We start from the raw sequence: 25,077 nt of genomic DNA, 5'->3' as shown, positions 1-25,077 counted from the left end.
TATGTTAACCCGGCGAGCACGGCAAGGCAAGCGGTTGCGATTGCAATAGTTCGTTTGGTCGTGCTACAAACTCTCCATGGCTCTTTTCGACCTTCCCCTTGAACAGCTCCGCGAATACCGTCCCGAGGTGCCCGAACCGGCCGACTTCGACGAGTTCTGGAAGTCCACGCTCACCGACGCCGCCGCGCACGACCTCGACGTCCGGCTCGAACCGTTCGCGACCAACATGGTCATGCTGGAGGTGAACGACGTGACCTTCGCCGGGTTCGGCGGCCACCCCATCAAGGCCTGGCTCGTCAAGCCCAAGGGCGTCGAAGGCCCCCTGCCCTGCGTGGTCGAGTTCATCGGCTACTCCGGCGGCCGCTCGCTGCCGGAGTCGCACACCACGTATCCCGCCGCGGGCTGGGCCCACTTCGTCATGGACACCCGAGGCCAGGGCTTCGGCCACTGGCAGCCGGGCGACACCGGCGACCCCTACGGCACCACAGGTCCCACCAATAAGGGCTGGATGACCCAGGGCCTCGAAGACCCCGAGCACTACTACTACCGGCGCGTCTTCACCGACGCGGTCCGCGCGGTCGACGTCGCCAAAGGCCTCGACGGGATCGACCCCGACCGGATCGTCGTCGCCGGCGGCAGCCAGGGCGGCGGCATCGCCCAGGCCGTCGGCGGCCTGCGAGACGACCTCGCGGGCGCGATGATCGACGTGCCCTTCCTGACCTACTTCCGCCGCGCGACCACCATCACCGACTCCTTCCCCTACAAGGAGATCGGCGAGTTCCTCGCCGGCCAGCGCCTCAGCGAGGAGCGGGCGTTCGCGACCCTCGATTACTTCGACGGCGTCAACTTCGCCGCCCGAGGCACCGCCCCCGCGCTCTACTCGGTCGCCCTCATGGACGACGTCTGCCCGCCCTCGACCGTGTTCGCGGCGTACAACCGCTGGCAGGGCGAGAAGCGGATCACCGTGTGGCCGTGGAACGGCCACGAAGGCGGCGGCATCCTCCAGCGAGGCGAGCACCTGAAGTTCCTCGCCGAGCACCGCTAGACGACACGAAACAGGGGGCGTGACCGATGCGGTCACGCCCCCTGTTTCGTGTCGTCCTAGAGCTCCCGGATCTTCAAGCGCTCCAAGGCCTGCTCATGCAGCAGGCCGTTCGTCGCGAGCGCGGAGCCGCCGTCGGGGCCCGAACGTCCCCTCAGGTCGGTGAACGTCCCGCCCGCCTCTTCGACGATCAGCGCCAGCGGCGCCAGGTCCCAAAGGGCCACCTCGGGTTCGGCCGCGATGTCCACAGCACCCTCGGCGAGCAGGCAGTACGAGTAGAAGTCGCCGAAGCCGCGTTCGCGCCAGGCCTCGTGGAGCAGTCCGAGCATCGCCCCCTGGCGGTCGAGCTTGGCCCAGCCGGTGATCGAGGAGATGCTCACCGAGGCGTCGGAGAGCTTGCCGACCTTCGAGACGTGGATCCGCTTGCCCGCGCGCTGGTCGCGTCCGGCGAACGCGCCCGCGCCCTTCATGGCCCACCAGCGGCGCCCGAGCGCCGGGGCGCTCACGACGCCGACGACCGGCTCGCCCCGGTCGAACAGAGCGATGAGCGTGGCCCAGATCGGCACGCCGCGAACGTAGTTGCGGGTCGCGTCGATCGGGTCGATGACCCACTTGCGGCCCGAGGCGCCGGGGTTGTCGCCGAACTCCTCGCCGAAGATCCCGTCCCGGGGGCGGGCGCGCGCGAGGGTCGAGCGCAGCACCTCCTCGATCGTGGTGTCCGCGTCGCTGACCTCGGTCATGTCCGGCTTCGAGGAGACCCGCAGGTCGGAGGACCGGAACCGGCTGTTGCCGATCTGAGCGGCGCTGTCCGCGAGCAGATGCGCGAGGCCGAGATCGTCGTTGTAGCTGGAGGTGGGCATGGGCTCATCCTACTGAGGCCCTGACAGGGACGCCGCCCAGCGAGGCAACGAACAGGTGAACGGGCCCGGCTAGTTCTTGGTGTCGGCCTCGTGGAGGGACGCGAGGACGCGCCGGAACGAGGCGAGGCGGCCCGCGCGCGGGTCGTCGGGGCCGATCGCGGCGTCGAGGGCGCAGTCGCCGATCTCGGGCGTGTGGGTGCACCCGCGCGGGCAGTCCTGGGCGACCTCCTCCAGCTCGGGGAAGGCCTTCAGGATCGAGTCGGCGGTGACGTGCGCGAGCCCGAACGAGCGCACCCCGGGCGTGTCGATGACCCAGCCGCCGCCGGGCAGCGGGAAGGAGACGGTGCTGGTCGACGTGTGGGAGCCCTTGCCGATCGAGCGGACCTCGGCGACGACGCGCCCGGCTCCCGGGACGAGGCGGTTGACGAGCGTGGACTTGCCGACGCCCGAGTGGCCGAAGAACACGTTCTCCTTGTCTCTCAGGAGCGCCCTGAGCTCCTCGAGCGGCGCATCCGGTTCGGTGGTGGTGATGGTGAGGTCGAGCTGGGAGTAGTAGGAGCGGACCTCTTCGACGAGTTCGGGCGCGAGGTCGTGCTTGGTCAGGCATAGGACGGGCGCGACCCCGGCGTCGTAGGCGGCGACGAGGCACCGGTCGACGAACCCGTACCGCAGCGGCGGGTCGACGAGGCTGGCGACGACCACCAGCTGGTCGACGTTGGCGACGACGACGCGCTCGGTGGCGTTCTCGTCGTCGGCCGAGCGGCGCAGCTCCCCGTGGCGCGGTTCGATCCTCACGATCCGGGCGAGGGTGCCGGGGTTGCCGGAGCGGTCGCCGACGAGCGCCGCGCGGTCGCCGACCACGATGGACTGCTTGCCGAGTTCACGGGCCTTCATGGCCGTGACGGGCTTGCCGTCGACCAGGCAGGTGTAGCGGCCGCGGTCGACCGCGGTGACGAAGCCCTCCTGCGCGTGCTCGTGCTTGGGGCGGATCTTGGTGCGCGGGCGGGAGCGGCGGGTGGGCCGCACCCGCACGTCGTCCTCGTCCCATTTCTCGTCGTCCTCGGCGTCCCAGTCCGGCTGCGGCACTAGGCGTCAGCCCCTTCGCTCGGTTCGGCGTTCCCGTGCCCGAGGACCGACTGCTCCCACACCTCGGCGAAGTCCGGCCAGGTCTTGGAGACGCAGTTGACGTCGGAGAGCTTGAGCCCGGGGATGACCAGCCCGGCCACGGCGCCGGCGTGCGCCATGCGGTGGTCGTCGTAGGTCTCCCAGGTGCCGGTGGTGTGCCCGCCCTTGTTGACGCGGAAGCCGTCCTCGAACTCGTCCACGTCCGCGCCGATCTTGCGCAGCTCGGTGACGAGCGCCGAGACCCGGTCGGTCTCGTGGCCGCGAATGTGGGCGACGCCGCGGATCGCGAAGGGGCCCTTGTTGACGCCGAACAGCGCGGCGAGCGTCGGGGTGAGCTCGGCGGCGTCGGCGAGGTCCAGTTCGACCGGCGGAATCGAGGGTGCCCCGACGACGGTGAGGCCGCCGCGGCTCCACTCCACGCGGGAGCCGAGCTGGACGAGGATGTCGCGGATCTTGTCCCCGGCCTGGGTGGTCTCGGTCGGCCAGCCCTCGACGGTGATCCGGCCGCCGACGGCGACGGCCCCGATGAGGAACGGCGCGGCGTTCTGCAGGTCGGGCTCGACGACCCATTCGCGGCCCTGGAGCTCCCCGGGCGCGACCCGCCAGCGGTTCGGCTCGGAGTCGTCGACCTCGGCCCCGGCCTGGCGGAGCATGTGCACGACCATGTCGAGGTAGGGGCGGCTCGGCACCGGCTTGTCGCCGACGTGGCGCAGGTCGAGGCCCTGCTCGAACCGGGGCGCGGCCATGAGGAGCGCGCTCACCAGCTGCGAGGTCTTGGAGGCGTCGATGTCGAGCGCGCCGCCCTTGACGCTGCCGTGGGCGTTCACGGTGAACGGCAGGGCGAGGCGCCCGCCGTCCTCGATCGTCACACCGAGGTCCCGGAGCGCTTTGATGACGCCGTCGTTGGGGCGCTTGCGGGCGTGCGGGTCGCCGTCGAAGCCGACCGGCCCGTCGGCGAGCGCCGCGACGGGGGGCAGGAACCGCATCACGGTCCCGGCGAGCCCGCAGTCGACTTCGGTGCCGCCCTTGAAAACCCCGGGTCGCACCGTCCAGAGGTCGTCATCGCTCGTGTCCACGGCCACGCCGATGGACCGCAGCCCTTCGACCATGAGCAGGGAGTCGCGGGCGATGAGCGGCCGTCGGATCGTAGAAGGACCGGAAGCGAGCGCCGCGAGGATGAGGGCGCGGGCCATCATCGACTTCGAGCCGGGAACACGGACGGTGGCGTCGAGCTCGGCCTCCGCGTACGGAGTCTGCCAGCGGCGCTTCTTGGGGGCGGCGGTTGCGTTCACGCCGCCATTCTAGAGGCCCGCGAGCTGCGCACTCGAAGGTCGGCGCATCAGGGGTGGCGCGAATGGGAGTCGCCGCGGGCGAGGTCCCCGAAATTGAGAAGCCGGAGTGTCGGTGGCAGGGTTTACCGTGAGGGCATGTGCGGAAGGTACGCCAACAGCAAGTCGAGCCCGGACATGGCCGCGCTCTTCGACGCCGCCGACCTCATCGCCGGCGCCTGGGACCCGCGGTACAACATCGCCCCCACGACGCCCGCGCCCGTGGTCCGCCGCTCGAAGTCCCGTGACGAGCGCGTGGTCGAACTGGCCCGCTGGGGTCTCGTGCCGCCCTGGGCCTCCGACCCTGGCATCGGCTCGCGCATGTTCAACGCCCGCATAGAGACCGTCTCGAGCTCGCGCGCCTACAAGCGGCCGTTCGCATCGCGTCGCGCGCTCGTCCCGGCCGACGGCTGGTACGAGTGGCGCAAGCTCCCCGGCGGCGGCAAGCAGCCGTATTTCTTCACCCGCCCGGGCGGTGTCGCCTTCGCTGGCCTCTGGGACACCTGGAACCAGGGCGACCTCCACCTGATGACCTTCACGGTCCTCACCTGCCCGGCCGTGGGCGAGGCGTTCGCCTCGGTCCATGACCGGATGCCGTACGTCCTCCCGCCCGAGCGGTTCGCGGCCTGGCTGGGGGAGGAGGACGCCGATGAAGCCGAGCTGCTCGCGGGCCCGGCCCCGTCGCTCCCGGACGACATCGAGATCCGGAAGGTCGGCCGGGCGGTCGGCCGCGCCGACAACGAGGGCCCCGAACTCGTTCGTCCGGTCGACGCGGAAGAGGGTCCCTCGACGATTCCCGGACTGTGAAGTCAATCACAATCGTGCGTAGGTATCTGTACCCCAACTCGTCGGTCTTTCGTGTACAAGCCCGCCGCGGCTGACCGGAATCGCTTCCCGCACTGAGGTGATCCCGCAAGCATCCGCGGTGGAATGCCCAGCATTTCAAGGCTCTGCATCCAAACGAAGAGGGAGGCAGCAATGCGGCGAATCCGCCCCGATGAGGTAGCTCGAGCCCGGAGAGACCCCCGGCTGCTCGATGCCGCCGAATACCGCAACGAGATCATCAGAGGCGCCTACCGGATGAGCGGCGACGCCTGGCTTCGCCAGGGCAACTGCGCCGACGCCGAGCCCGACGTCATGTACCCCGAACCCCGCGAGCCCATCGACGAGGCGCTCGCCATGTGCGCTTCCTGCCCGGTGCGCACGCCCTGCCTGGTCCGGGCGCTGGAGGCCCGCGACCGCCACGGCGTCTGGGGGGCCACCGCGCCCCGCGAGCGCCGGGCGATGATCGAAGTCTGGAAGGACATCAACCCCTTGGCCGTCGGCGCCTAGCCGAGCCCGCCGAATCGAAAGCCGCGACCGCTGGCCCCAGCGAAGGTCGCGGCTTTTCGCCGTCTTGGGAGTCGTGCACCGGACCGTGCGATCCAGGGGAGTTCCAGCCTCCCCGGACCGGCGACGGTGTCATTGTTCGCCGGCCCGGGGCAGGTACTGGGAGTTCACGCCCCGGTCTCCCGACGCGATCAGGACCCTTCCGGGTCCACACACGATAACGACAACACACACCGAAAGTTACCGTTTTTATCTATTAAGTAGCAATGTCAGGTGATATTCCGAATTTCGTACTCTTTGTCTGAAATTCCAGGAAGGTGTCACACGCGCGGCGTGATGTGGCGGATACGACTCGGGTGGTTTCGCGGAGGGCGGAATGAAGCCGCGCCGGACGCTGTTGTTCGGGACGAGTCTCCCGCTTCGGCGCACCGGCCACCCGCCGGGCGAGCCGCGGCGAGAGGTTCACGGGCCACGAAGTCTGTCTAGCAAGGAGCCCAACGCATGTCCACCACCCTCCGCGGTCGCGAAGACGAGCGCCTCACCGCTCTCCTGAGCGGACCCGAATGGTCCCCGTCACCGAACGGCGCCTCCCCCGTCGACGGCGTCACGACCGCCGGTATTTCCTCCGCACCCTCCCGTACCGCTGCCGTAGGCTCGGAACTGGTCGGCTACGAGAGGGAGACGGTGACCGAGGCAGGCAGCGAGAACACCCAGGAGCGGCGCGAGCGGTTCGAGCGCGACGCGATGCCCCTGATCGACCAGCTGTACGGTGCCGCGCTGCGCATGACGCGCAACCCCGCCGACGCCGAGGACCTGGTCCAGGAGACGTTCCTCAAGGCCTACTCCAAGTTCCACCAGTTCCGCGAGGGCACCAACCTCAAAGCGTGGCTGTACCGGATCCTCACCAACACCTACATCAACTCATACCGCAAGAAGAAGCGCCAGCCGCTGACCTCGCCCACCGACGAGATCACGGACTGGCAGCTCGCGGACGCCGAATCGCACTCCGCCTCCGGGCTGCGCTCGGCCGAAACCGAAGCGCTGGACCACCTGCCGGACTCGGACGTCAAGGACGCCCTCCAGCAGCTCGGCGAGGACTTCCGCCTGACGGTCTACCTCGCCGACGTCGAAGGCTTCTCCTACAAGGAGATCGCGGACATCATGGGCACCCCGATCGGCACCGTCATGTCCCGGCTGCACCGGGGACGGCGGCAGCTGCGCCAGCTGTTGAGCTCGTACGCCGCGGACCGCGGCCTTTCGCCCGCACGGGAGGTACAGCAGTGACCGCCGAACCGGAGAAGCCCATACTCGACTGTCGGGAGGTCCTCGAAGAGGTCTACCTCTATCTCGACGACGAGTGCTCCGATCGCCGCCGTGGCGTGATCCGCGACCATCTCGAAGAGTGCTCGCCCTGCCTCTCGGAATACGGCATCGAGCAGGAGGTGCGCACGATCGTGCACCGCTGCTGCAGCCAGGAGAAGGCGCCGGACGAGGTCAAGGCCCGACTGCGCCAGAAGCTCAGTGCCATCGAGCAGGTCAGCGAGATCTTCAGCGAAGTCGGCGAGCGCGACCGCTGACCGGCGAGGTCCTCAGCGACAGCTGAACCTGCCTGAAACGCCGTCCGGGCCCGACCGCTGCGCTGCCGTCCGGGCCCGAATGCGTCGATTGAACACCGTGCTGATCGAATACCGCTCCGAGCGCGCCGTCAGGCGGCCGACTGCTCGGCCGCGTTGGCCCGGATCATGCCGATGGAGATCTGCAGCGATGCTTCGCGGACCTCGTCGTCGGAGTCGTCCACGCGCGGATAGGTGATCCAGTTGCTGTAGAGCGTCGTGATCGCGTCCCACGCCCTGAGGCGGTGGATGAGCGGCGCGTCCGACTCGACGAGCAGCGCGTGCAAGCGCCGCTGGCGCAGCCTGAAGACCGACATGCGGTCCAGGCGCGTGAGCGCGGCCTGGTTGTTCTGCATGAACCTGAGCACCGGCACGTGGGCTCGGATGACCTCCGCATAGCGACGAAGGAGTTCAGTGCGGGTCTCGAGCGACCGCGGCTGGGTCTCGCCCCAGTCGCAGATGCGGTCCAGATCCTCCGCGTAGGAGTCGAAGAAGCTCGCCGCGATGTCTTCTTTGGTCTTGAAGTGGTAGTACAGGGCGGCCTTGGTGACGCCGAGCTGCTCGGCGATCTCCCGTAGAGAGGTGTGCTCGTAGCCGTGCTCGCTGAAGAGCGCGATGGCGGTCTGCTGGATCCGCTCTCGGGTGCTCGGCTGTTGCTGCTCGCGCGCTTCGCGCGGCGCTTCGGTCATGTGGGCAAAATTCTCGTTCTGCGCCGGGTGTCCAGTGCGATCTGCGGGGCAGTCGCGGCCTCGGCCGCCTGCCCCGCCACGCGCTAGCTGTTCGGGCGCTTCCCGTGGTTGGCGGACTTCTTCTTACGCGACTTGCGCTTGCGGGCTGCTTTCGCCACGGCTCCTCCTTGGTGGTCGGGAATTCAGGGGTCAACCTTACCGGCACCTGCGCGGGAGTACGGAGGGCAGTGGACACACTTCATTGACGAGTGACCCGAGTCGTAGCAGGGTTGAAGAGGCGGACACGGGAGCTCGGGAAAGGCCGACTGCGGTGGACGGGCGTGGTGACGGTCGACTACGCTTCATTATAAAGGTTTGTTTAATATTTTAGCGGTACCCGTTTCACAAGGAGCGTCAAGTGAACCAGCCCCAGGTCGGCGCCACCGACAACACCAGCGCGGACGCGCCCGGCCGCGGCATGGCCGCCGACATCGCCGAGCAGCCCGGCGTCTATGCCGACGTGCTCGACCACGGCGCCGCCGAGATCGCCCGCATCGCCGCGATCATCGCCGAGCGGCGCCCGCGCTCGGTGGTCTTCACAGCCCGGGGCACCTCCGACCACGCCGCGCTCTACGCCGCCTACCTCAGCGAGATCCGCCTCGGCCTGCCCGCGAGCCTCGCCAGCCCCTCCGTCGTCACCGTCTACGACGCCCGGCCCGACTGGTCCGACTCCCTCGTGATCGCCGTCTCCCAATCCGGCGGCTCACCCGACCTCGCCCAGGTCGTGGCCGCCGCCCGCGCCTCCGGCGCCCTCACCCTCGCCGTCACCAACAACCCCGACTCCCGCCTCGCGGGCGAGGCCGAACTCCACCTCGACGTGCGGGCCGGGCACGAGCGCGCCGTCGCGGCCACCAAGACTTACACGGCCGAACTGCTCACGCTGCTGCTGCTCATCGAAGGCATCCGCACCGGCACCGGCCGCCTGGACGCCGCCGAAGCCACAGCGATTGGCAAACTGCCCGAACTCGCCAGCGGCGTGCTCGCGGGCACCGGCGCCGCCGAACTCGCCGGCCGCTACCGCTTCGCCTCCCGGTTCGTCACCACCGGCCGCGGCTACGCCTACCCCACCGCCCGCGAGACCGCGCTCAAGCTCATGGAGACCTCGTACCTCCCCTCGCTCGCGTTCTCCGGCGCCGACCTCCTTCACGGCCCCCTCGCCATGACCGATCCAGGCGTGCCCGTGCTCGCCGTCGTCGGTTCCGGCCCCGGCGGCCATGCAATGTGGAACGTCCTCACGCAACTCGGCAAGCAGCGCGCGGACGTGGTCGTCGTCGGCGCCGCCGACGTCCCGGGTCAGACCGCCCGACTCGCCACCCCCGCGGTGGACGAGCGCATCGCCGTACTCCTCGACATCCTTCCGCTGCAACAACTCGCGCTCCATCTCGCGATCGAGCGGGGCGAGAATCCCGATGCCCCACGCGGTCTGAAAAAGGTCACGGAGACGGTGTGATCCCAGCTCGGCAGGTGTAGAGAAGCGGGTGTTCACTTACGGTTCACCGAGATGTTCACCCGTTTCCGTAAACTCTCCGTCATGCAGGCACCACCAGCCGCGCCGACCGGCACCACTGAAATCGTCTGGCACGAACGGCGATACCGGGCGCGAGCGATCGCGGGCGGCGCCGCATTCGAACTCTATTCAGACATACGCGAAGACGGATTCCACCCCAGCGGCGGCGCATTCCACCGGTACGTGCACGCCTCCGAGGTGACCAGCCCCGGTGGCGAGCTGCTGCTCACCGGCGTGGCCCCGCTGTCGATCCCGGTCATGCCCGGAGTCGACGCCGCCACCGTCCACCGCTACAGCCAGAATCCGCGCATCGGCCCCGCCGAACGCGCGCTCGTCTCCGCCGTGCGCGCCACCGCGTTCGTCACGATCGGCACGCGGATGGTCAAGCCGCTCAGCCGCCACCAGGTCGCCCGGCAGCTCACCTCGGCGCCCCTGGTCAGCGGCGTCTGCTACCGGGAATTCGACGTCGCCCACCTGCGCACTCCCGATGACCGGGTGGTGCTCTCCGGCGACCCCGACGACGCCCGCGACACCTCGTTCGCCCTGCGCTGGAAGGCGATCTGCGCCTGCGACTACCAGAGCACCGAGGCCGCCAACTTCCCCGGACTCGTCACCGTCCCCGGACGGGAGCGGCGCGGATCGATGATCCTCGGCACCGGATTCCTCCCGAGCGGCACGCATCTCATTCCCGAATTCGCGACCGCCGGCTTCGCCGACCTGCCGCTGACGGCGCGGGCCGAGATCCTCGCGTACACGCCCGACGGCGCGGAGATCTCGCTGTTCCAGTACCAGCCGCAGACGAACGTATGGGACCGCATGGCCGGCGCCCGGCACCGCGACCTCGTGAACCGCATCCCGGGCCTCGAGACCGGGCGGGCGCTCTTCCGCACCAACCCGTCTGTCCATGCTGGACTCGTTGGTGAACATGAGGGCGAACGGGTCCCGGTGACGGCCGACCCGGGCCACGGCTTCAGCGTCTACGCCCGCGGCGCCACGAGCCGCACCCCGGTGACCCGCCCGCAGCGCTTCTACACGCGGGCGCGCTGGCGCGACATCGAAGTGCTCGCGCTGGGCCGCAACGAGGACTGGGTGCGCGTGCGGTTGAGCCAGCCCGACCTCGAAGCGATCATGGCCACCGACGCGACTTGCGTCGAACGCGGCATCTACGAATGCTGGGCCCCGCTCGCCGAACTCGAGAACCCGCGTATGGTCGTGGTCGACTACCCGAAAGACGACCGCCCGGCCCCCTGCTTACCCGCCGGGCCAGCGCGGCGGTTCGGTTGTCTGTCCTTCGCGCAGTTCGGGGGCCCCTCCCCCCCGCCCCCACCCCGCCCACCCCTCGATTTCGGATGCGGTGCGCACCGCATGCACGGACATGTCGTGTTGCATTGCGCCGGTCGCCGGTCGCCGGTCGCCGGTCGCCGGTCGCCGGTCGCCGGTCGCCGGTCTCGGCGGCGCTCGGGCGTAAGTCAGGCTTGGCCCTCCTTCTGTTGAGAATTTCGCCTGCGGAGCGGTCCAATCTGGGGGGGAACGGGCGGGGCTCGAGCTCGATTCGCGATCAGGAGTGGTCTCCTCTCGATAGGCGCCAGCGGTTGTCGATGCGGTCCACCCAGCCGGTGCGGAGCAGACGCTCCAGCGTTTCGGCCGCGGTCTCCGTTGGGACTCCGGCGGCGGCTGCCAGCCTCGCCGTTTCGACTACATAGCCCCTCGGCAAGGACTCGACCAGGCGGGCCTCGATCTCCGTCAACCGGTCGAAGGGGCGCCGCTGGGGCGGCGGAGGCGTTGCCAGGGGACCGCCGATGCCGGTCAGGTCCTCGATCACCTCTTCCGCGCGAGTCACCAGCCGGGCTTCCCATGGCTCCCTGGCGAGTTGGTGAACCCCGGCGGACATCGAAGAGGTCACCGGGCCGGGAGTGAACATCAGGACGCGGCCGAGCTCGGCCGCATATCGGGCCGTATTGCGCGCACCCGAACGGTGGGCGGCCTCGATGACCACCGTGCCGGCCGTCAGAGCCGCGATGACCCGGTTCCGGGTCAGGAAGCGGTGCTTCATGACGGTGGTTCCAGGCGGCCATTCGCTGACGATGAGGCCGCGCTCGGCGATGAGGTTGAACATCGAGTGGTTCCCCTTGGGATAAGGGAGTTCCACCCCGCATGCCAGCACCGACACCGTCGCCCCGTCTCGTGCCAAGGCACCGAGGTGCGCGGCCCTGTCGATCCCGAATGCACCGCCGGACACGATCGTCCAGCCCGCGTCGGTCAGCTCGGCCGCGAGATCATCGGCGAGGTGCTGCCCGTATTCGCTTGCGGCCCTGGCTCCGACGATCGACACCGAACGGCTGCAGAGGCGCGCCAAGGACTGTTCGCCCCGCACCCAGAGGCAGCGCGGCGGCCGCACATGCGGCTCGTCGGCGTCGCAGACGAGCATGAGATCGCGCAGTTGGTCCGGCCAGTCGGGGTCACCGGGGATCAGGACTCGCGCGCCGGATTCCTTCGTGGCGGAGGCGATGTCGGCGGCTCGGGCGGCCGGATCGTGGGTGCACGAGACCGTCGCGCTCGTGATGCGTTGCAGACGTTCGGGAACCTCGCCCTCCCATAGGCGCTTGACCACCTCGATCGGGCCGATCTCGCCGAGGAGGTCGTCGAGATCGGCATCGCCGGGCTCGACGATCGAGGACAGGAGCATGAGCGCGAGGCGCGGATCGTCGGGCAGATTCGTCACGGTTCCTCCTCAGGTATTGGGTGTGTCGATGTTGTTGGGGGAGTCGGCGGTGGTGTTGCGTTGTCGGGAGTCGGGAGTCGGGAGTCGGGAGTCGGGAGTCGGGAGTCGGGAGTCGGGAGTCGGGAGTCGGGAGTCGGGAGTCGGGAGTCGGGAGTCGGTGTCCTCCCGCTGTGGTCGTCGGTCGCAACCCGCTCAGCGCAGCGTGTAGCCGATGCGCAGTTCACTGGCCACGGTGATGTCCTCGGCAGTCGGGCGGTCGTGGTCTCTGAGATCGGCGACCGTCCACGCCAGCTTCAGGATTCGGTCATATCCGCGGGCGGTGATGCGCTCCTTCATCAGCAGGTCGTCGACGCTCTTCCGCACCGGCGACGGAAGCCGCCACCGGCCCGACCGCAGCGCGGGGCCCGGGACCTCGCTGTTGCACTGCCAGCCCTCGCCCGCCTCGGACCATCGCGCCGAGGCCGCCTCTCTCGCCCTCGCCACCCGCTTCGCCACCTGCTCGGAAGGTTCGGCCTCTGACAGTTCGGCGAGGATCGCCGAAGGCGGCACCGCCGGCAGATCCACCCGCAGGTCGATCCGGTCCATCAGCGGTCGCGAGATCCGCGGCAGATACCCCCGCTTCACCTGCGGCGTGCAAATGCAGTCGTAGGGCTTGTTCGGCGCGCAAGGGCAAGGATTCGCCGCGAGGACCAGGATGACCTTGGCCGGGTAGCAGATCGAGGTGTTCGCCCTCCTGATGCGAACCTCTCCGCTCTCCAACGGCTGACGCAGCGAGTCGAGGACCGACCGCTTCCATTCGGGAGCCTCGTCGACGAAGAGCACTCCTCGATGCGCGAGCGCCAGCGAACCGGGACCCACGAATCCGCTGCCGCCGCCCACCAAAGCCTGCATGGTGATCGAATGATGCGGCGCCTCGAACGGCGCGTGGCGCATCAGCGTCGCCGCGCCTCCGGAGAAGCGCCCCCGCAGCGAGTGCAGCGAGGTGACCTCGACCGCCTCCGCGTCGCTCAGCGGCGGCAGGATCGACGGCAGCCGCTCCGCCAGCATGGTCTTGCCTGCCCCAGGAGGACCCACCATGAGCATGTGATGCCCGCCTGCCGCCGCGATCTCCAAGGCGCGGCGGGCGGTCGGTTGTCCGCGCACGTCGGCGAGGTCCGGCAGGGGCGGCGGTGCGTCGGGCGCCGTCCTCATGACCGGGTCGAGTGTCGTCTGGCCGAACAGCCAGGCCACGAGCGTCGCGAGATCCCTCGGGGCATAGACCGCGAGGCCGTCGACCAGGGACGCCTCAGCGGCGTTCTCGGGCGAGACGATCGCCGTCCGCATCCCCGACTTGCGGGCCTCGATCAGCGCAGGCAGGGTGCCGGGGACGGCCCGCAGACTGCCGTCGAGGCCGAGTTCCGACAGCAGGACCGTGTCGTCCAATTTCTCCATCGGCAAGGTGTCATCAGCGCACATGATGGAGAGCGCCAGCGCGAGGTCCGCCGCCGAGCCGGTGGTCGGCATCGACGCCGGGCCGAAGTTGACGGATACGGACTTGTCCGGGAAGCGCAAGGCGGAGTTCGCCATCGCAGAGCGCACTCGGGTCTGCGCCTGGTTGACGACGCTGTCGGGCAGGCCCGACATGCGGACCGTGTCCGCGCCCTTCGAGGAGGACTTGAAGACCGAGGCCTCGACCGTGACCGCGACGGCGGTCGCGCCGATCATGCAGACGGTGTTGGTTCGCGCGTAACCCATGGCGGTTCCCCCGGTGGTGTTCGAGTGCGAGGCGCTGGCGGCCGGTGGCGGTGAGGGCGACCCGGTCGATGCGCCAGGGCTGGTCAGTGCGGCAGTGCTGCTTGAGCCAGGCCCGGGCGAGACGTTCGATCCGGTGGAGCTTTTCGCCGTCCACTGCGCCGAGCGGGCCGCCGTACCGGTTGGAGCGGCGGGTCTTGACCTCGCAGAAGACGACGGTGTCGGCGGTGCGGGCGATGAGGTCGAGTTCGCCGAGGCGGTGCCTCCAGTTGCGAGCGAGGATCTGCATCCGTTCGCGTTGGAGGTGGGCTGCGGCGAGTTGCTCGCCAAGGCGGCCGAGCTGGTGTGGATTGAGCCGCTTCAAGTTCACGGGGGGTCCGGGACGCGGCGGTGTGGTGGTGCGGACAGGTGCGGTGGGTTCGGCTGGGGTTGATGCGGGCCGGTTCATCAGTTGGCCTCCGGTTTGCCGGGGCGGGGGAGGAGCCGGACCTTGCCCATGCCGAAGAGCAGCATCGGGTCGAGGTAGAGCGGGCCGCGTTTGAGGCCGAGGTGGAGGCAGGTCTGGCCGGGGCAGGAGGCGTGGCCGGTCTCGAGGTGGCCGATCGTCTGGCCAGCGGTGACGGTGTCTCCGGCGGCCACGAGGGGTTCGACCGGTTCGTAGGTGGTGCGGAGGCCGTTGTCGTGGACGATGCTGACGACCCCTCGTCCGGCGAGGTCGTCGGCGAAGACGACGGTTCCGGGGCCCGCGGCGGTGACGGGGAGGCCGGTTCCAGCGGCGAGGTCGACGCCGCGGTGGCCCGCCAGCCAGGGTTGGGGCGGTGGGTCGAAGCGGGTGAGGAGGTCGAGGCCGCCGACCGGGGAGCGCCAGGGGCCGGAGGCGGGAGCGTCGGCCGGTTCGGGGGCGGGTGATTCGGCCTTGGCGATGGTGGGAGTGAGGATCGCGGCGGCGGCCAGCAGTGATGCGGTTATGAGGCTGATGATCATCGCGTTGTGTAGTTGTCGCATGACTCAATGTTGACGCTGGCGCCCGGTTTCGGCAACAAAAAGTTTTCTGGCTGTGGATAACTTTGTTTGAGGGTTTGCTACCTGCTTCGATGGCTGGTCGGGTATCGAACTTCTTGAGTGTTGCAGTGGGCGTGGCCCGCCCTGGCCGTCCATTGCGTCTGTCACTGCGGTCCACCGCGTTCGTGGTGCGCAGACGGGTCCCAGTACACTGATCGGAGCGGTACGGAGCCTTTGCGCGCCGAACCGACTTCGCGCGCTCGCCGCGGCCCGACCTCCATCGCACGTCCTTCAGGGGCGCACTGCGACGGATGCGGTCCGGCCCTAGCGATCTCCCAGGTCCGGGACTTCCCGGTTGCAGATCGCCGGAGGCGAGTGCCAGGCGCGGGACGTCCGGACTTCGGGCGCCTCCCGCGAATGAACCAGGGAACGAAAGGAACACAACCGTGTCGGTTGTCACTATGCGCCAGCTCCTCGAGAGCGGCGTGCACTTCGGTCACCAGACCCGTCGCTGGAACCCGAAGATGAAGCGGTTCATCCTCACGGACCGCAACGGCATCTACATCATCGACCTGCGCCAGTCGGTCGACTTCGCGGTCAAGGCCCACGACTTCGTCAAGAACGTCGTCGCCGAGGGCGGCGAGGTCCTGTTCGTGGGCACCAAGAAGCAGGCCCAGGAAGCCGTGGCCGAGCAGGCCCAGCGCGTCGGGATGCCCTTCGTGAACCACCGCTGGCTCGGCGGCATGCTCACCAACTTCCAGACGATCCAGAAGCGCCTCATGCGCCTCAAGGAACTCGAGATCATCGAGGCCAACGGTGCGGCGAACCGCACCAAGAAGGAAATGCTCCAGCTGATGCGCGAGAAGGACAAGCTCGAGCGCACGCTCGGCGGTCTCCGCGACATGGAGAAGACCCCGGCCGCGATCTGGATCGTGGACACCAAGAAAGAGCACATCGCCGTCGACGAGGCCCGCAAGCTCGGCATCCCGATCGTCGCGATCCTCGACACGAACTGCGACCCCGACGAGGTCGACTTCCCGATCCCCGGCAACGACGACGCGATCCGCTCCGTCGCCCTGCTGACCAAGGTCATCGCCGACGGTGTCGCCGAAGGCCTGCTGGCCCGCTCCGGCGGCCAGGTCGAGAAGGGCGAGGGCGAGCCGCTCGCCGACTGGGAGAAGGAACTTCTCTCCACCGACGCCGCCGAAGCCGCCGTCGAGGCCGCAGAGACCACTGAAGACTCCGTGAAGGTCGTCGAGCCGTCCGGCGAGAAGACCGTCGAAGACGAGAAGTAAGAAGGGGAGCAATGGCCAACTTCACGATGGCTGACGTCAAGAAGCTCCGGGAAGCCACCGGCTCCGGGATGATGGACGTCAAGAAGGCCCTCGAAGCGGCTGACGGCGACTACGACGCCGCCCTTGAGGCCCTGCGCATCAAGGGTGCCAAGGACGTCGGCAAGCGCGCCGAGCGCACCACGGCCCAGGGCCTGGTCGCGCAGTCCGGCAACACGCTGCTCGAGCTGCTGTGCGAGACCGACTTCGTCGCCAAGAACGGCGCGTTCATCGAGCTCGCCCAGACGCTGGTAGAGCTGGCCGACGAGGTCCGCCCCGCGGACTCGGAGGCGTTCGCCAAGGCCGAGCTGGGCGGCAAGACCGTCGCCGAGGTCATCGCCGAGGAGTCGGTGAAGCTCGGCGAGAAGATCGCCCTCGGGCGCGTCGGCTCGCTCGAAGGCGACGTCGCGGTGTACATGCACCGCAAGGCCGCCGACCTCCCGCCGGCCGTCGGCATCATCGTCTCGTACTCCGGTGACGCCGAGGCCGCCCGACAGGTCGGCATGCAGGCCGCCGCGATGCGTCCGAAGTACCTCACCAGCGACGAGGTCCCGGCCGAGATCATCGAGGCCGAGAAGCGAGTCGCGCTCGAGACCGCCAAGGAAGAGGGCAAGCCCGAGCGCGCCTGGGACAAGATCGTGGAAGGCAAGGTCAACGCCTACTTCCGTGACTTCGCCCTGCTCTCGCAGACCTCGGTCATCGACAACAAGAAGACCGTGTCCCAGGTGCTCGCCGAAGCGGGCACCGAGGTCACCGGCTTCATCCGCTACGAAGTCGGCCTGGAGTAGCGAGTAGTCCGCGCCCGCGGACTACACTGGCTCCAGCCGTAAGCATGGAAGGGGCGGCGGCGCAGGCCGCCGCCTCGTTCCATGCCCGGGGAAAGCAACGCCCACCGCCGCGACCGCGGCCGGAGCGAGCCGGGCCGGGCGCGGGCAGTACGGTCAACGGCAGCGCAGCCACCGATGGACACAGCAGAGCAGGGGAGTGCCATGAGTCAAGACACGTATCGCCGGGTCGTGCTGAAACTGTCCGGTGAGGCCTTCGGCGGCGGCGCCGTCGGCGTCGACCCCGATGTCGTCCAGGCGGTCGCGCGCCAGATCGCGGCCGGCGTGGCCGCCGGCGTCCAGGTCGCCATCGTCGTGGGCGGCGGCAACTTCTTCCGCGGGGCCGAGCTCCAGCGCCGCGGCATGGACCGCGCCCGCGCCGACTACATGGGCATGCTCGGCACCGTCATGAACTGCCTTGCCCTCCAGGACTTCCTGGAGAAGGAAGGCGTCGACACCCGCGTCCAGACCGCCATCGCAATGGCCCAGGTCGCCGAGGCGTACCTGCCGCTGCGCGCCATCCGCCACCTCGAGAAGGGCCGCGTCGTCATCTTCGGCGCCGGCGCCGGGATGCCCTACTTCTCCACCGACACCGTCGCCGCCCAGCGCGCCCTCGAGATCGGCGCCCAGGTCGTGCTCGTCAGCAAGAACGGCGTCGACGCGGTCTACACCGCCGACCCCCGCACCGACCCCAACGCGCAGCGGCTCGACGACATCACCTTCGACGAGGCCCTCAAGCGCGAGCTCATGGTCGTCGACCAGGCCGCCTTCAGCCTCTGCAAGGACAACGCCCTGCCGATGCTCGTCTTCGGCGCCGACGACGACGGCAACCTCCGCCGCGCCATCATCGGCGAACAGCTCGGCACCCTCATCCACGCCGCCGACGACTGACCCGCGGACGCGGGCCGACCCCCACGAAACCGGCCGCGTCCAATGACATCCACGCCACCGAGCCACGCCGCCGGGACGGTACGGTCAGAAGTGCTGTCAGGCCGCGAGAGAATGTGAGAAAGCCGTGATTGACGACACCCTCCTCGAAGCCGAGGAGAAGATGGAGCGGGCCATCGAGCACGCCAAGGAGGAATTCGCCGCCATCCGCACCGGCCGCGCTTCGTCTTCCATGTTCAACCGGATCACCGTCGACTACTACGGTGCGCCGACACCCATCCCGCAGGTCGCCTCCATCGCGATCCCCGAGCCGCGCATGGTGATCGTCAAGCCCTTCGACGCCTCCCAGATGAAGGACATCGAGGACGCGATCCGCAACTCGAACCTCGGCGTCAACCCCTCCAACGAGGGCACCCAGCTCCGCCTGAACCTGCCTCCCATGACCGAGGAGCGCCGCCGCGAGATGATCAAGGTGGCCAAGACCAAGGGCGAGGACGCCAAGATCGCCATCCGCAACGTCCGCCGCAAGGCCAAGGACGAGATCGGCAAGGCCGTCAAGGACGGCGAGGTCTCCGAGGACGAGGGCCACTCGGCCGAGAAGGAACTCGACGACCTCACCGGCCGTTTCGTCAAGAACGTGGACGAGCTCATGAGCTCCAAAGAGTCTGAGCTGCTCGAGATCTGATGAACGCCCTTCCCGACGGTTCGCCCGGCCGTCGCCCGCGCCCGTCGCCGGACGGGCGAGGGCCCGGCGCCGCCGAGACCGATCCCGGTGACGGCAAGCCCAAGGCCGGCCGCAACCTGCCCGTCGCCATCGGCGCCGGGCTCGGCATGGCCGCGGTCGTCCTGGCCTCGCTCCTGATCTGGCCGACCGCCTTCCTCGGCGTCGCCGTCATCGCCGTCGCCGTCGCCTGCTGGGAGACCGGCACCGCGATGCGCAAGGGCGGCAGGAACGTCCCGGTGATCCCGCTGGCCGCCGCCGGCGCGCTCATCGTGGTCCTCGCCTGGTTCGGCGGCGCCACCGGCCTGCTGCTCGGCACCGCCGTCGGCGTTGCCGCACTGTTCGTGTGGCGCCTCTCCGAAGGCGCCACCGGCTACCGCACCGACACCGCGGCCGCCGCGCTCCTGCTCGTCCAGGTCCCGTTCCTGGCCGGGTTCATCATGCTGCTGGCGAACGCCGAGAACGACTCGGCGCGCTGGATCGACGGCGCCGCCGCGCAGGTCATCATCGCGCTGTTCACCGTCGTCTGCTCCGACACCGGCGGCTACACCGCCGGCGTCCTGTTCGGCCGCCACCAGATGACCCCGCGCATCAGCCCCAAGAAGTCCTGGGAGGGCCTCGGAGGATCCGTCGTGGTCGCCGCCATAGGCGGCTCGGTCACCCTCTGGGTGTTCTTCGACGTGCCCTTCCTGATGGGCGTGGCGTTCGGCGTGTGCGTGGCACTGGCCGCTACGTTGGGGGACCTGTCCGTCTCGCTGCTAAAGCGTGATCTCGGTATCAAGGACATGAGCAATCTCATTCCCGGGCACGGCGGGGTCATGGACCGGCTCGACTCGATCCTCATGGTCGCCCCCGTGGCTTACGTGTGGTTCCGCTACCTGCTCGGGTGATGTGTCCTGATTGGTGTATCCGTTGAAGGAGGACCCGGGGTGAATTCCATGATCCGGGGTTGGCGGGTTCCGGTCCTGTCATGCGAGACTAGGTCGTGACATGTCTGTAGCACTCACGTTGACCGAACCGCGCCCCCGCAAGGCTGCGCCGCGACACCTGGCCGATCTCGATCTGGCCGGGTGCCAGTCCGTTCTCGCCGAGATCGGGCAGCCCGCCTTCCGCGCCAAGCAACTGCGCCAGCAGTACTTCGGCCGCCACGTCGGCGACGCGTCCCTCATGACCGACCTGCCAGCCGCGTCGCGCGGGGCCATCGGCGAGGCGCTGCTCCCGCAGCTCCTCAGCCCGATCCGCGTCGACTCGTGCGACGACGGGAAGACCGTCAAGGCGGTGTGGCGCCTCTACGACGGCGCGCTCGTCGAGTCGGTCATCATGGCCTACCCCGACCGAGTGACCGCGTGCGTGTCCTCGCAGGCCGGGTGCGGCATGGCCTGCCCGTTCTGCGCCACCGGCCAGGGCGGCCTCGACCGCAACCTCACCACCGCGGAGATCGTCGACCAGGTCGTCGCCGCCGCGCGGATCGCCGAGGAGCGCGGCCTGGGACGGCTCTCGAACATCGTGTTCATGGGCATGGGCGAGCCGCTCGCGAACTGGGCCCGCCTCAAGAGCGCCTTGCACCTCATCACCGGGCCTGTGCCGGACGGGATCGGGCTCTCGGCCCGCAACATCACCGTCTCCACGGTCGGCCTCGTGCCCGCCATCAAGAAGCTCTCGGAGGAGGGGCTGCCGGTGACGCTGGCGGTCTCGCTCCACGCCCCCGACGACGAGCTCCGCGACGAGCTCGTCCCCATCAACACCCGCTGGAAGGTCGCCGAAGTGCTCGATGCGGCCTGGGAGTACGCTCGGGTGACGAAACGTCGTGTTTCGATCGAGTACGCGATGATCAGGGACGTCAACGACCAGCCTTGGCGGGCGGACCTCCTCGGGAAGCTCCTCGCGGGCAAACTCGTGCACGTCAACCTGATTCCATTGAACCCGACTCCGGGAAGCCGCTGGGACGCCAGTCCCAAGCCGGTCGAGGCGGAGTTCGTACGGCGGCTGCGAGCCGCGGGTGTGTCCACGACGGTGCGCGATACGCGCGGCCAAGAGATCGACGGCGCCTGCGGGCAGCTGGCCGCTTCGGTCCGGGAGGCCGGCACGCCCGGCCGCGCCGGAGCGAAGCCGCTCGGCGCCTCTGGCGCCGAGGATTAGGCGGAGAAGGGTGGCTGGGTAGTGGCGAGTCATGGTGACCGGTTCCGGCGCCGGGCGTTGAGCCGGGGCTACAAGGTCGACGAGGTCGACGCGTTCCTCGACCGCGTCGAGGCGACCCTCGCCGGGGAGCCGGTGGGCAGCCCCGTGTCGGCCGACGAGGTCGACGACGTCGTCTTCAGAGTCCGCTTCGGCGGCTACGACGAGTGGCAGGTGGACGTCTACCTCGACCGGGTCGCGCGCCAGCTCGCCGAGCTCGAGGAGCGCGGTGTTCTCGGCACCGCCCCCGCCCCCGACTACGGGAAGGCCGAGGTCAGCTCGGTCCCCGCCCCGCCGATGCAGGCGTCCCCCGGTGCGCGACGCGCCCCCGAACCCCAGGCCACGCAGGTCATCCCCGCTGCGACGCAAGCGATCCCCGCACACGAGGTGATGGCCGCCCGCGAGATGGCGCCCCCGCCTCCTGCCCCCGAACCCGTCGGCCGCGGACGCGGCGCCGCGCGCGCCGCGGCGGCCCCGCCCGACAACGAGGGCTTCGGCGACCTGCGCGGCGGCGACGACGAGGGCTTCGGCTTCCTCGCCGGTCCCCCCGACGAGGACTACGACGACCCGTTCGCCAATCGCGGCGGAGCGAACCGCGGTGGGGGCCAGGACTTCGGTCGCGGCGGCCCGGGCGACTTCGGTCCCGGCCAAGGCGAGTTCGGACGCGGCGGCCAAGGCGAGTTCGGTCCCGGCCAAGGCGAGTTCGGACGCGGGCAGGGCGAGTTCGCTCCGCCCCGCGACGACTTCGGCCAAGGCGAGTTCGGACCCGGTCAGGGCGACTTCGGCGGCCAGCGAGGCCCCAACGGCGGCAACGGCTTCGGCCCGCGCGGCGGCGCCCCTGAACCGGGCGGCTTCGGCAACGAGTACGGCGCCCCCCGCGGTCCCGAACCCGTGCGCAGCGACTTCGCCCCGCCCACGCAGGCCGTCCCGCGCGCCGGGATGCCGATGCACGAAGGCCCGCAGGCCGGTCCGAACCCGCATGGCGCCACCGAGCAGCTCCCGCTCCAGTCCGACCCGCGGCGCGGCGGCTTCGGCCAAGGCGACGTCCCCGGCGGTCCGTTCGGGCAGAACGACGGCCCCGGCGGCTTCGCCCCGGGCGACGCACCCGGCGGTTTCGGCCCGAACGACGCGCCCGCCTTCGGCCCGGGAGACGCCCAAGGCGTCTACGGCCAGGGCCGGCGGTCCGCGCCCGAACCCGCTCCCGGGTTCGGCGCGGCCTACGACGACGAGTTCAGCGACACGGGGAGCCGCCGCGGCATGCCGCAGCAGCCGCCGATGCCGCAGCCGCCCATGCCGGGAGGCCAGCAGGGTCCGCCCTCCGGCGCGATCCCGCAGGCCGGGCGCTACAACCAGCCCGAACCCGAGCCGATGCCGCCCGCGGCGCCGACCCAGGCGATCCCGCAGAGCCTCGTGAACGGCATGGGGCAGAACCCGATGGGCCGCCCCGAACCGCACCAGTCCGACCCGTACGGGGCACCTCGCGGCCGCGAGTACGGGCAGGGCGGCTTCGGCCAGCAGCCGCAGGAGGACACCGGCTACGGCCGCCGCGCGGCCGCGCCGAGCCCGCCGATGCAGCAGGGCTTCGACCGCGGACCGCAGCAGCACGAGCCGACAGGCGGTTTCGGCGCCCCCGCCGGTCCGCCGCCCGGCCCCGCCGAAGGCGGCTTCGGCCAGCAGCCCCCGCTTCCCGCCGACCCTGCCGGCTTCGGCCAGCAGCCCCCGCCTCCCGCCGACCCTGCCGGCTTCGGCCAGCCGGGCGCTCCGCGCGGCACGGCGACCCCGCCGGACTTCGGCCGCCGCAACCCGTACGAGGGCCGCGGCTTCGAGGCCCCCGGCCGCCACGGCCGCGAAGAGATGACGACCGAGATGCGGGCGTCCGACTCCCCGTTCACCCCGGACGACGTGCAGCGCCTGGAGCAGATGCGCCGGGCCTTCCAGCCCCGCCGATTCGGCTCGGGTTACGACCCGGGCCAGGTCGACCAGATGTTCGACGCGGTCTCCGCGGCGATGACCGGGCGCAACCCGGTCCCGCTCTCCGATCGCGAACTCGACACGAGCCAGTTCTCACTGGTCCAGGGCGGGTACTTCGAGGCCGAGGTGGACTCGGCGCTGCGCGAGGTGCGCGAGATGTTCGCCCGCCGCGGCATGATGCACTAGCCGTAGACGACGAGGAAGGGCGGGCCCGCGACAGCGGACCCGCCCTCTTCATGTTCGTGGGACGGCGCCTAGCGCAGGCCGGTCTTGCGCATCCAGGCGTCGGTGACGATGACGCCGAGGAGCACCACGACGGTGATGCCGATGAAGACGTCCTCGATCCAGCCCTGGTGGTTGCCGAACAGGTACGCCAGGTTGATGACGATGGCGACGCTCAGCGCGGTGTACAGGGCCTTGCGGCTGGTGGGCTTGCGCTGCGCGGGCGAGAGCACCTGCTCTTCTGCGGCCATGTGACTTCCTCCGACATCTTCGTTGTTCGGCCACAGTCTCCCACGCCACAAGGACGAACGTCCCGGCCCCGTCGGAGCTGTGACTTGTAGGCTGGAACGGTCGTCGTCCTCTCGTCCGGAAGGGTCACAGTGCGAATCACCGGTACTGGCCACGCCAGCATGTTCATCGAGACCGCCGCGGGGTCGATCCTGTGCGATCCCTGGGTGAACCCCGCCTATTTCGCCTCCTGGTTCCCCTTCCCCGACAACTCGCAGCTCGACTGGGACACGCTCGGGCAGGCCGACTACCTGTACGTCTCGCACCTGCACCGCGACCACTTCGACGAGGAGAACCTCTCGGAGCACATCAGCAAGGACACGACCGTCCTCCTCCCGGAGTACCCCACCTCGGAGCTGGAGTCGGAGCTGCGGGCCCTGGGCTTCCACAAGTTCATCAAGACCGTCTCCGAGGAGATCGTGGAGCTCCCCGGCGGCGTCAAGGTCATGATCCAGGCGCTCACGAGCCCCACTGACGGCCCCATCGGCGACTCGTCGCTGTGGGTCGAGGACGCCGACGGCACCCGCATGCTCAACCAGAACGACGCGCGGCCCACGGACATGAGCGTGTTCCTGCAGCACGGCAAGATCCACGCCCACCTGCTGCAGTTCTCGGGCGCGATCTGGTTCCCGATGGTCTACGAGCTGCCCGACAACGCCAAGCGCGCCTTCGGGAAGCAGAAGCGCGAGCGCGGCTTCGACCGCTCGCTGCGCTACATCGACGACGTCAAGGGCGACTGGGTCTTCCCGATCGCGGGCCCGCCCTGCTTCCTCGACGACTCGCTGTACCAGTTCAACGACGTGTTCGGCGACGAGGGCAACATCTTCCCCGACCAGATGTCGTACGTGGACTGGCTGGAGGAGCAGGGGCGCAAGCAGAACATCATCCTGCTGCCCGGTTCCGTGGCCGAGGTCAGCGCCGACGGCTCCGCCTCGGTCGTGCACCCCGTCGACGACCTGCGGGCGTGGTTCGACAACAAGAAGCAGCACCTGGACGAGTACAAGGAGCGGATGCAGCCGCGCCTCGAAGCGGAGAAGGCCTCCTGGGCGCACCCGGAGATCGACGTCCTCGAGACGCTGCGCGAGCGCATCGAGCCGCTCATGGAGTCGGCCGAGCACATCGCCACCGGCATCGGCGGGCCCGTCCGCTTCGACCTCACCGCGGCCGACTCCGACCAGGTGGTCGAGTCGATCGTCTTCGACTTCCTCGAACGCAGGATCTACCACGACGACGGCGCGAAGGTCCGCTACCGGTTCCGCACCGAGCGGCGCCTCATCGAGCACCTGCTCTACATCCGCGAGGTCGACTGGGTCAACTCGCTCTTCCTGTCCTGCCGCTTCACGGCCGCGCGCATCGGCCAGTACAACGAGTACGTGTACGCGTTCTTCAAGTGCCTCTCGGAAGAGCGCCTGCAGTACGCCGAGGGCTGGTACGCCGAGCAGCGCCCCGACGACGAGGACATCTCCGTGCAGGGCTGGCAGTTCCAGCGCCGCTGCCCGCACCTCAAGGCCGACCTCTCGGTGTTCGGCAAGGTCGAGGAAGGCGTCCTGACCTGCCAGATGCACGGCTGGAAGTGGAACCTGAACTCCGGCAAGTGCATGACCAGCGTCGGGCACGACATCCGGAGCCAGAAGGCCGAAGAGGCGTCCGCCTAGGACTTCGGGCACGGC

At 69.6% G+C, this 25,077-nt stretch carries 23 protein-coding genes and 2 pseudogenes; 15 read left to right on the top strand and 10 right to left on the bottom strand.

All coding sequences use genetic code 11. The annotated features are described in order from the left end of the window. Nucleotides 1-76 precede the first annotated feature (76 nt). Entirely contained in the window at nucleotides 77-1,045 is a 969-nt protein-coding gene (locus tag O1R50_RS20810; RefSeq protein WP_270112117.1) for an acetylxylan esterase, read from the top strand. 56 nt (nucleotides 1,046-1,101) lie between these two features. On the opposite strand, the gene hisN is transcribed toward O1R50_RS20810, so the two are convergent. The 3 genes from hisN to aroA form a co-directional block, all read right to left on the bottom strand. Next, entirely contained in the window at nucleotides 1,102-1,902 is an 801-nt protein-coding gene (hisN, locus tag O1R50_RS20805) for a histidinol-phosphatase (RefSeq protein WP_270112116.1), read from the bottom strand. A 69-nt stretch (nucleotides 1,903-1,971) separates the two neighbouring features. After that, nucleotides 1,972-2,988: a ribosome small subunit-dependent GTPase A gene (gene rsgA, locus O1R50_RS20800; RefSeq protein ID WP_270112115.1), complete on the bottom strand. Its 1,017-nt coding sequence runs from the start codon at nucleotides 2,986-2,988 to the stop codon at nucleotides 1,972-1,974. Further along, nucleotides 2,988-4,319: a 3-phosphoshikimate 1-carboxyvinyltransferase gene (gene aroA / locus O1R50_RS20795; RefSeq protein WP_270112114.1), complete on the bottom strand. Its 1,332-nt coding sequence runs from the start codon at nucleotides 4,317-4,319 to the stop codon at nucleotides 2,988-2,990. The genes rsgA and aroA overlap by 1 nt, the downstream gene beginning before the upstream one ends. Before the next feature lie 135 nt (nucleotides 4,320-4,454). Between aroA and O1R50_RS20790 the strand changes: the two genes are divergently transcribed. From O1R50_RS20790 to rsrA, 4 genes are all read left to right on the top strand, one after another. Beyond that, a complete protein-coding gene (locus O1R50_RS20790) occupies nucleotides 4,455-5,162 on the top strand; it encodes an SOS response-associated peptidase (protein WP_270112113.1) in 708 nt (235 codons plus the stop codon). 171 nt (nucleotides 5,163-5,333) lie between these two features. Further along, nucleotides 5,334-5,687, top strand: coding sequence for a WhiB family transcriptional regulator (locus O1R50_RS20785; RefSeq protein ID WP_205327957.1), 354 nt, complete (start codon nucleotides 5,334-5,336; stop codon nucleotides 5,685-5,687). Between the two features lie 498 nt (nucleotides 5,688-6,185). Next, nucleotides 6,186-6,968 (top strand): sigma-70 family RNA polymerase sigma factor, encoded by a 783-nt coding sequence (locus O1R50_RS20780; RefSeq protein ID WP_270112112.1) that lies wholly within the window; start codon nucleotides 6,186-6,188, stop codon nucleotides 6,966-6,968. Next, a complete protein-coding gene (gene rsrA, locus O1R50_RS20775; protein ID WP_270112111.1) occupies nucleotides 6,965-7,261 on the top strand; it encodes a mycothiol system anti-sigma-R factor in 297 nt (98 codons plus the stop codon). The genes O1R50_RS20780 and rsrA overlap by 4 nt, the downstream gene beginning before the upstream one ends. 128 nt (nucleotides 7,262-7,389) lie before the next feature. Here the strand turns inward: rsrA and O1R50_RS20770 are convergent, their stop codons facing one another. Together O1R50_RS20770 and O1R50_RS26485 are read right to left on the bottom strand one after the other, a co-directional pair. Further along, nucleotides 7,390-7,986 carry a TetR/AcrR family transcriptional regulator gene (locus tag O1R50_RS20770; protein WP_270112110.1) on the bottom strand — a complete coding sequence of 199 codons (597 nt, stop codon included), beginning with the start codon at nucleotides 7,984-7,986 and terminating at the stop codon, nucleotides 7,390-7,392. A gap of 83 nt (nucleotides 7,987-8,069) precedes the next feature. Beyond that, complete coding sequence (locus tag O1R50_RS26485; RefSeq protein ID WP_373897052.1) at nucleotides 8,070-8,144, bottom strand: 50S ribosomal protein bL37; 75 nt, start codon at nucleotides 8,142-8,144, stop codon at nucleotides 8,070-8,072. A gap of 299 nt (nucleotides 8,145-8,443) precedes the next feature. Here O1R50_RS26485 and O1R50_RS20765 point away from each other — a divergent pair, with 299 nt between their 5' ends. Further along, nucleotides 8,444-9,475, top strand: a complete 1,032-nt coding sequence (locus O1R50_RS20765; RefSeq protein WP_408612772.1) for an SIS domain-containing protein — start codon at nucleotides 8,444-8,446, stop codon at nucleotides 9,473-9,475. An 81-nt stretch (nucleotides 9,476-9,556) separates the two neighbouring features. Next, entirely contained in the window at nucleotides 9,557-11,026 is a 1,470-nt protein-coding gene (locus tag O1R50_RS20760) for a hypothetical protein (RefSeq protein WP_270112108.1), read from the top strand. Nucleotides 11,027-11,090: 64 nt separating this feature from the next. On the opposite strand, the gene dprA is transcribed toward O1R50_RS20760, so the two are convergent. From dprA to O1R50_RS20740, 4 genes and pseudogenes are all read right to left on the bottom strand, one after another. Next, a complete protein-coding gene (dprA, locus tag O1R50_RS20755; protein WP_270112107.1) occupies nucleotides 11,091-12,254 on the bottom strand; it encodes a DNA-processing protein DprA in 1,164 nt (387 codons plus the stop codon). Between the two features lie 192 nt (nucleotides 12,255-12,446). Next, nucleotides 12,447-13,988, bottom strand: coding sequence for a YifB family Mg chelatase-like AAA ATPase (locus O1R50_RS20750; protein WP_270112106.1), 1,542 nt, complete (start codon nucleotides 13,986-13,988; stop codon nucleotides 12,447-12,449). 67 nt (nucleotides 13,989-14,055) lie between these two features. Further along, nucleotides 14,056-14,433: pseudogene (locus tag O1R50_RS26480) on the bottom strand (YraN family protein); the annotation flags it as partial. Continuing rightward, the gene (locus tag O1R50_RS20740; protein WP_270112103.1) at nucleotides 14,433-14,990 is read right to left on the bottom strand and encodes a murein hydrolase activator EnvC family protein; all 558 of its coding nucleotides are present in this window, start codon (nucleotides 14,988-14,990) and stop codon (nucleotides 14,433-14,435) included. The pseudogene O1R50_RS26480 and the gene O1R50_RS20740, both read right to left, overlap by 1 nt. 443 nt (nucleotides 14,991-15,433) lie before the next feature. Between O1R50_RS20740 and rpsB the strand changes: the two genes are divergently transcribed. From rpsB to O1R50_RS26475, 7 genes and pseudogenes are all read left to right on the top strand, one after another. Continuing rightward, nucleotides 15,434-16,282: a 30S ribosomal protein S2 gene (gene rpsB, locus O1R50_RS20735; protein ID WP_270112102.1), complete on the top strand. Its 849-nt coding sequence runs from the start codon at nucleotides 15,434-15,436 to the stop codon at nucleotides 16,280-16,282. 11 nt (nucleotides 16,283-16,293) lie between these two features. Continuing rightward, a complete protein-coding gene (gene tsf, locus O1R50_RS20730; protein ID WP_270112100.1) occupies nucleotides 16,294-17,106 on the top strand; it encodes a translation elongation factor Ts in 813 nt (270 codons plus the stop codon). Nucleotides 17,107-17,280: 174 nt separating this feature from the next. After that, the gene (pyrH, locus tag O1R50_RS20725) at nucleotides 17,281-18,033 is read left to right on the top strand and encodes a UMP kinase (protein WP_408612769.1); all 753 of its coding nucleotides are present in this window, start codon (nucleotides 17,281-17,283) and stop codon (nucleotides 18,031-18,033) included. Nucleotides 18,034-18,157: 124 nt separating this feature from the next. Next, nucleotides 18,158-18,715 (top strand): ribosome recycling factor, encoded by a 558-nt coding sequence (gene frr, locus O1R50_RS20720; RefSeq protein WP_205327665.1) that lies wholly within the window; start codon nucleotides 18,158-18,160, stop codon nucleotides 18,713-18,715. Then, nucleotides 18,715-19,641, top strand: a complete 927-nt coding sequence (locus tag O1R50_RS20715; protein WP_270112098.1) for a phosphatidate cytidylyltransferase — start codon at nucleotides 18,715-18,717, stop codon at nucleotides 19,639-19,641. Before frr ends, O1R50_RS20715 begins: the two co-directional genes overlap by 1 nt. Before the next feature lie 100 nt (nucleotides 19,642-19,741). After that, nucleotides 19,742-20,890 (top strand): 23S rRNA (adenine(2503)-C(2))-methyltransferase RlmN, encoded by a 1,149-nt coding sequence (gene rlmN, locus O1R50_RS20710; RefSeq protein WP_270112097.1) that lies wholly within the window; start codon nucleotides 19,742-19,744, stop codon nucleotides 20,888-20,890. Between the two features lie 21 nt (nucleotides 20,891-20,911). Beyond that, a pseudogene (locus O1R50_RS26475) lies at nucleotides 20,912-21,184 on the top strand (DivIVA domain-containing protein); the annotation flags it as partial. A gap of 1,967 nt (nucleotides 21,185-23,151) precedes the next feature. Here the strand turns inward: O1R50_RS26475 and O1R50_RS20700 are convergent. After that, nucleotides 23,152-23,370: a hypothetical protein gene (locus tag O1R50_RS20700; protein WP_205327669.1), complete on the bottom strand. Its 219-nt coding sequence runs from the start codon at nucleotides 23,368-23,370 to the stop codon at nucleotides 23,152-23,154. A 129-nt stretch (nucleotides 23,371-23,499) separates the two neighbouring features. Between O1R50_RS20700 and O1R50_RS20695 the strand changes: the two genes are divergently transcribed. Further along, nucleotides 23,500-25,062 carry a Rieske 2Fe-2S domain-containing protein gene (locus O1R50_RS20695; RefSeq protein WP_270112095.1) on the top strand — a complete coding sequence of 521 codons (1,563 nt, stop codon included), beginning with the start codon at nucleotides 23,500-23,502 and terminating at the stop codon, nucleotides 25,060-25,062. The last annotated feature ends 15 nt before the right edge of the window (nucleotides 25,063-25,077 follow it).

Origin of the sequence: Glycomyces luteolus, from assembly GCF_027622875.1 — a bacterium.
GTDB classification, from domain to species: domain Bacteria; phylum Actinomycetota; class Actinomycetes; order Mycobacteriales; family Micromonosporaceae; genus Glycomyces; species Glycomyces luteolus.
Note: the sequence above shows the minus strand (reverse complement) of the source record. Positions and strands in the feature narration are given on the sequence as shown.

What these genes read in the sequence shown, in the direction of transcription:
- O1R50_RS20700 (WP_205327669.1), bottom strand. Translation starts at nt 23,370, where the DNA reads ATGGCCGCAGAAGAGCAGGTGCTCTCGCCCGCGCAGCGCAAGCCCACC.
- O1R50_RS20770 (WP_270112110.1), bottom strand. Translation starts at nt 7,986, where the DNA reads ATGACCGAAGCGCCGCGCGAAGCGCGCGAGCAGCAACAGCCGAGCACC.
- pyrH (WP_408612769.1), top strand. Translation starts at nt 17,281, where the DNA reads ATGGACACAGCAGAGCAGGGGAGTGCCATGAGTCAAGACACGTATCGC.
- O1R50_RS20790 (WP_270112113.1), top strand. Translation starts at nt 4,455, where the DNA reads ATGTGCGGAAGGTACGCCAACAGCAAGTCGAGCCCGGACATGGCCGCG.
- O1R50_RS20715 (WP_270112098.1), top strand. Translation starts at nt 18,715, where the DNA reads ATGAACGCCCTTCCCGACGGTTCGCCCGGCCGTCGCCCGCGCCCGTCG.
- O1R50_RS20765 (WP_408612772.1), top strand. Translation starts at nt 8,444, where the DNA reads ATGGCCGCCGACATCGCCGAGCAGCCCGGCGTCTATGCCGACGTGCTC.
- O1R50_RS20810 (WP_270112117.1), top strand. Translation starts at nt 77, where the DNA reads ATGGCTCTTTTCGACCTTCCCCTTGAACAGCTCCGCGAATACCGTCCC.
- O1R50_RS20760 (WP_270112108.1), top strand. Translation starts at nt 9,557, where the DNA reads ATGCAGGCACCACCAGCCGCGCCGACCGGCACCACTGAAATCGTCTGG.
- tsf (WP_270112100.1), top strand. Translation starts at nt 16,294, where the DNA reads ATGGCCAACTTCACGATGGCTGACGTCAAGAAGCTCCGGGAAGCCACC.
- O1R50_RS20780 (WP_270112112.1), top strand. Translation starts at nt 6,186, where the DNA reads ATGTCCACCACCCTCCGCGGTCGCGAAGACGAGCGCCTCACCGCTCTC.
- O1R50_RS20740 (WP_270112103.1), bottom strand. Translation starts at nt 14,990, where the DNA reads ATGCGACAACTACACAACGCGATGATCATCAGCCTCATAACCGCATCA.
- O1R50_RS20750 (WP_270112106.1), bottom strand. Translation starts at nt 13,988, where the DNA reads ATGGGTTACGCGCGAACCAACACCGTCTGCATGATCGGCGCGACCGCC.
- hisN (WP_270112116.1), bottom strand. Translation starts at nt 1,902, where the DNA reads ATGCCCACCTCCAGCTACAACGACGATCTCGGCCTCGCGCATCTGCTC.
- O1R50_RS20785 (WP_205327957.1), top strand. Translation starts at nt 5,334, where the DNA reads ATGCGGCGAATCCGCCCCGATGAGGTAGCTCGAGCCCGGAGAGACCCC.
- rlmN (WP_270112097.1), top strand. Translation starts at nt 19,742, where the DNA reads ATGTCTGTAGCACTCACGTTGACCGAACCGCGCCCCCGCAAGGCTGCG.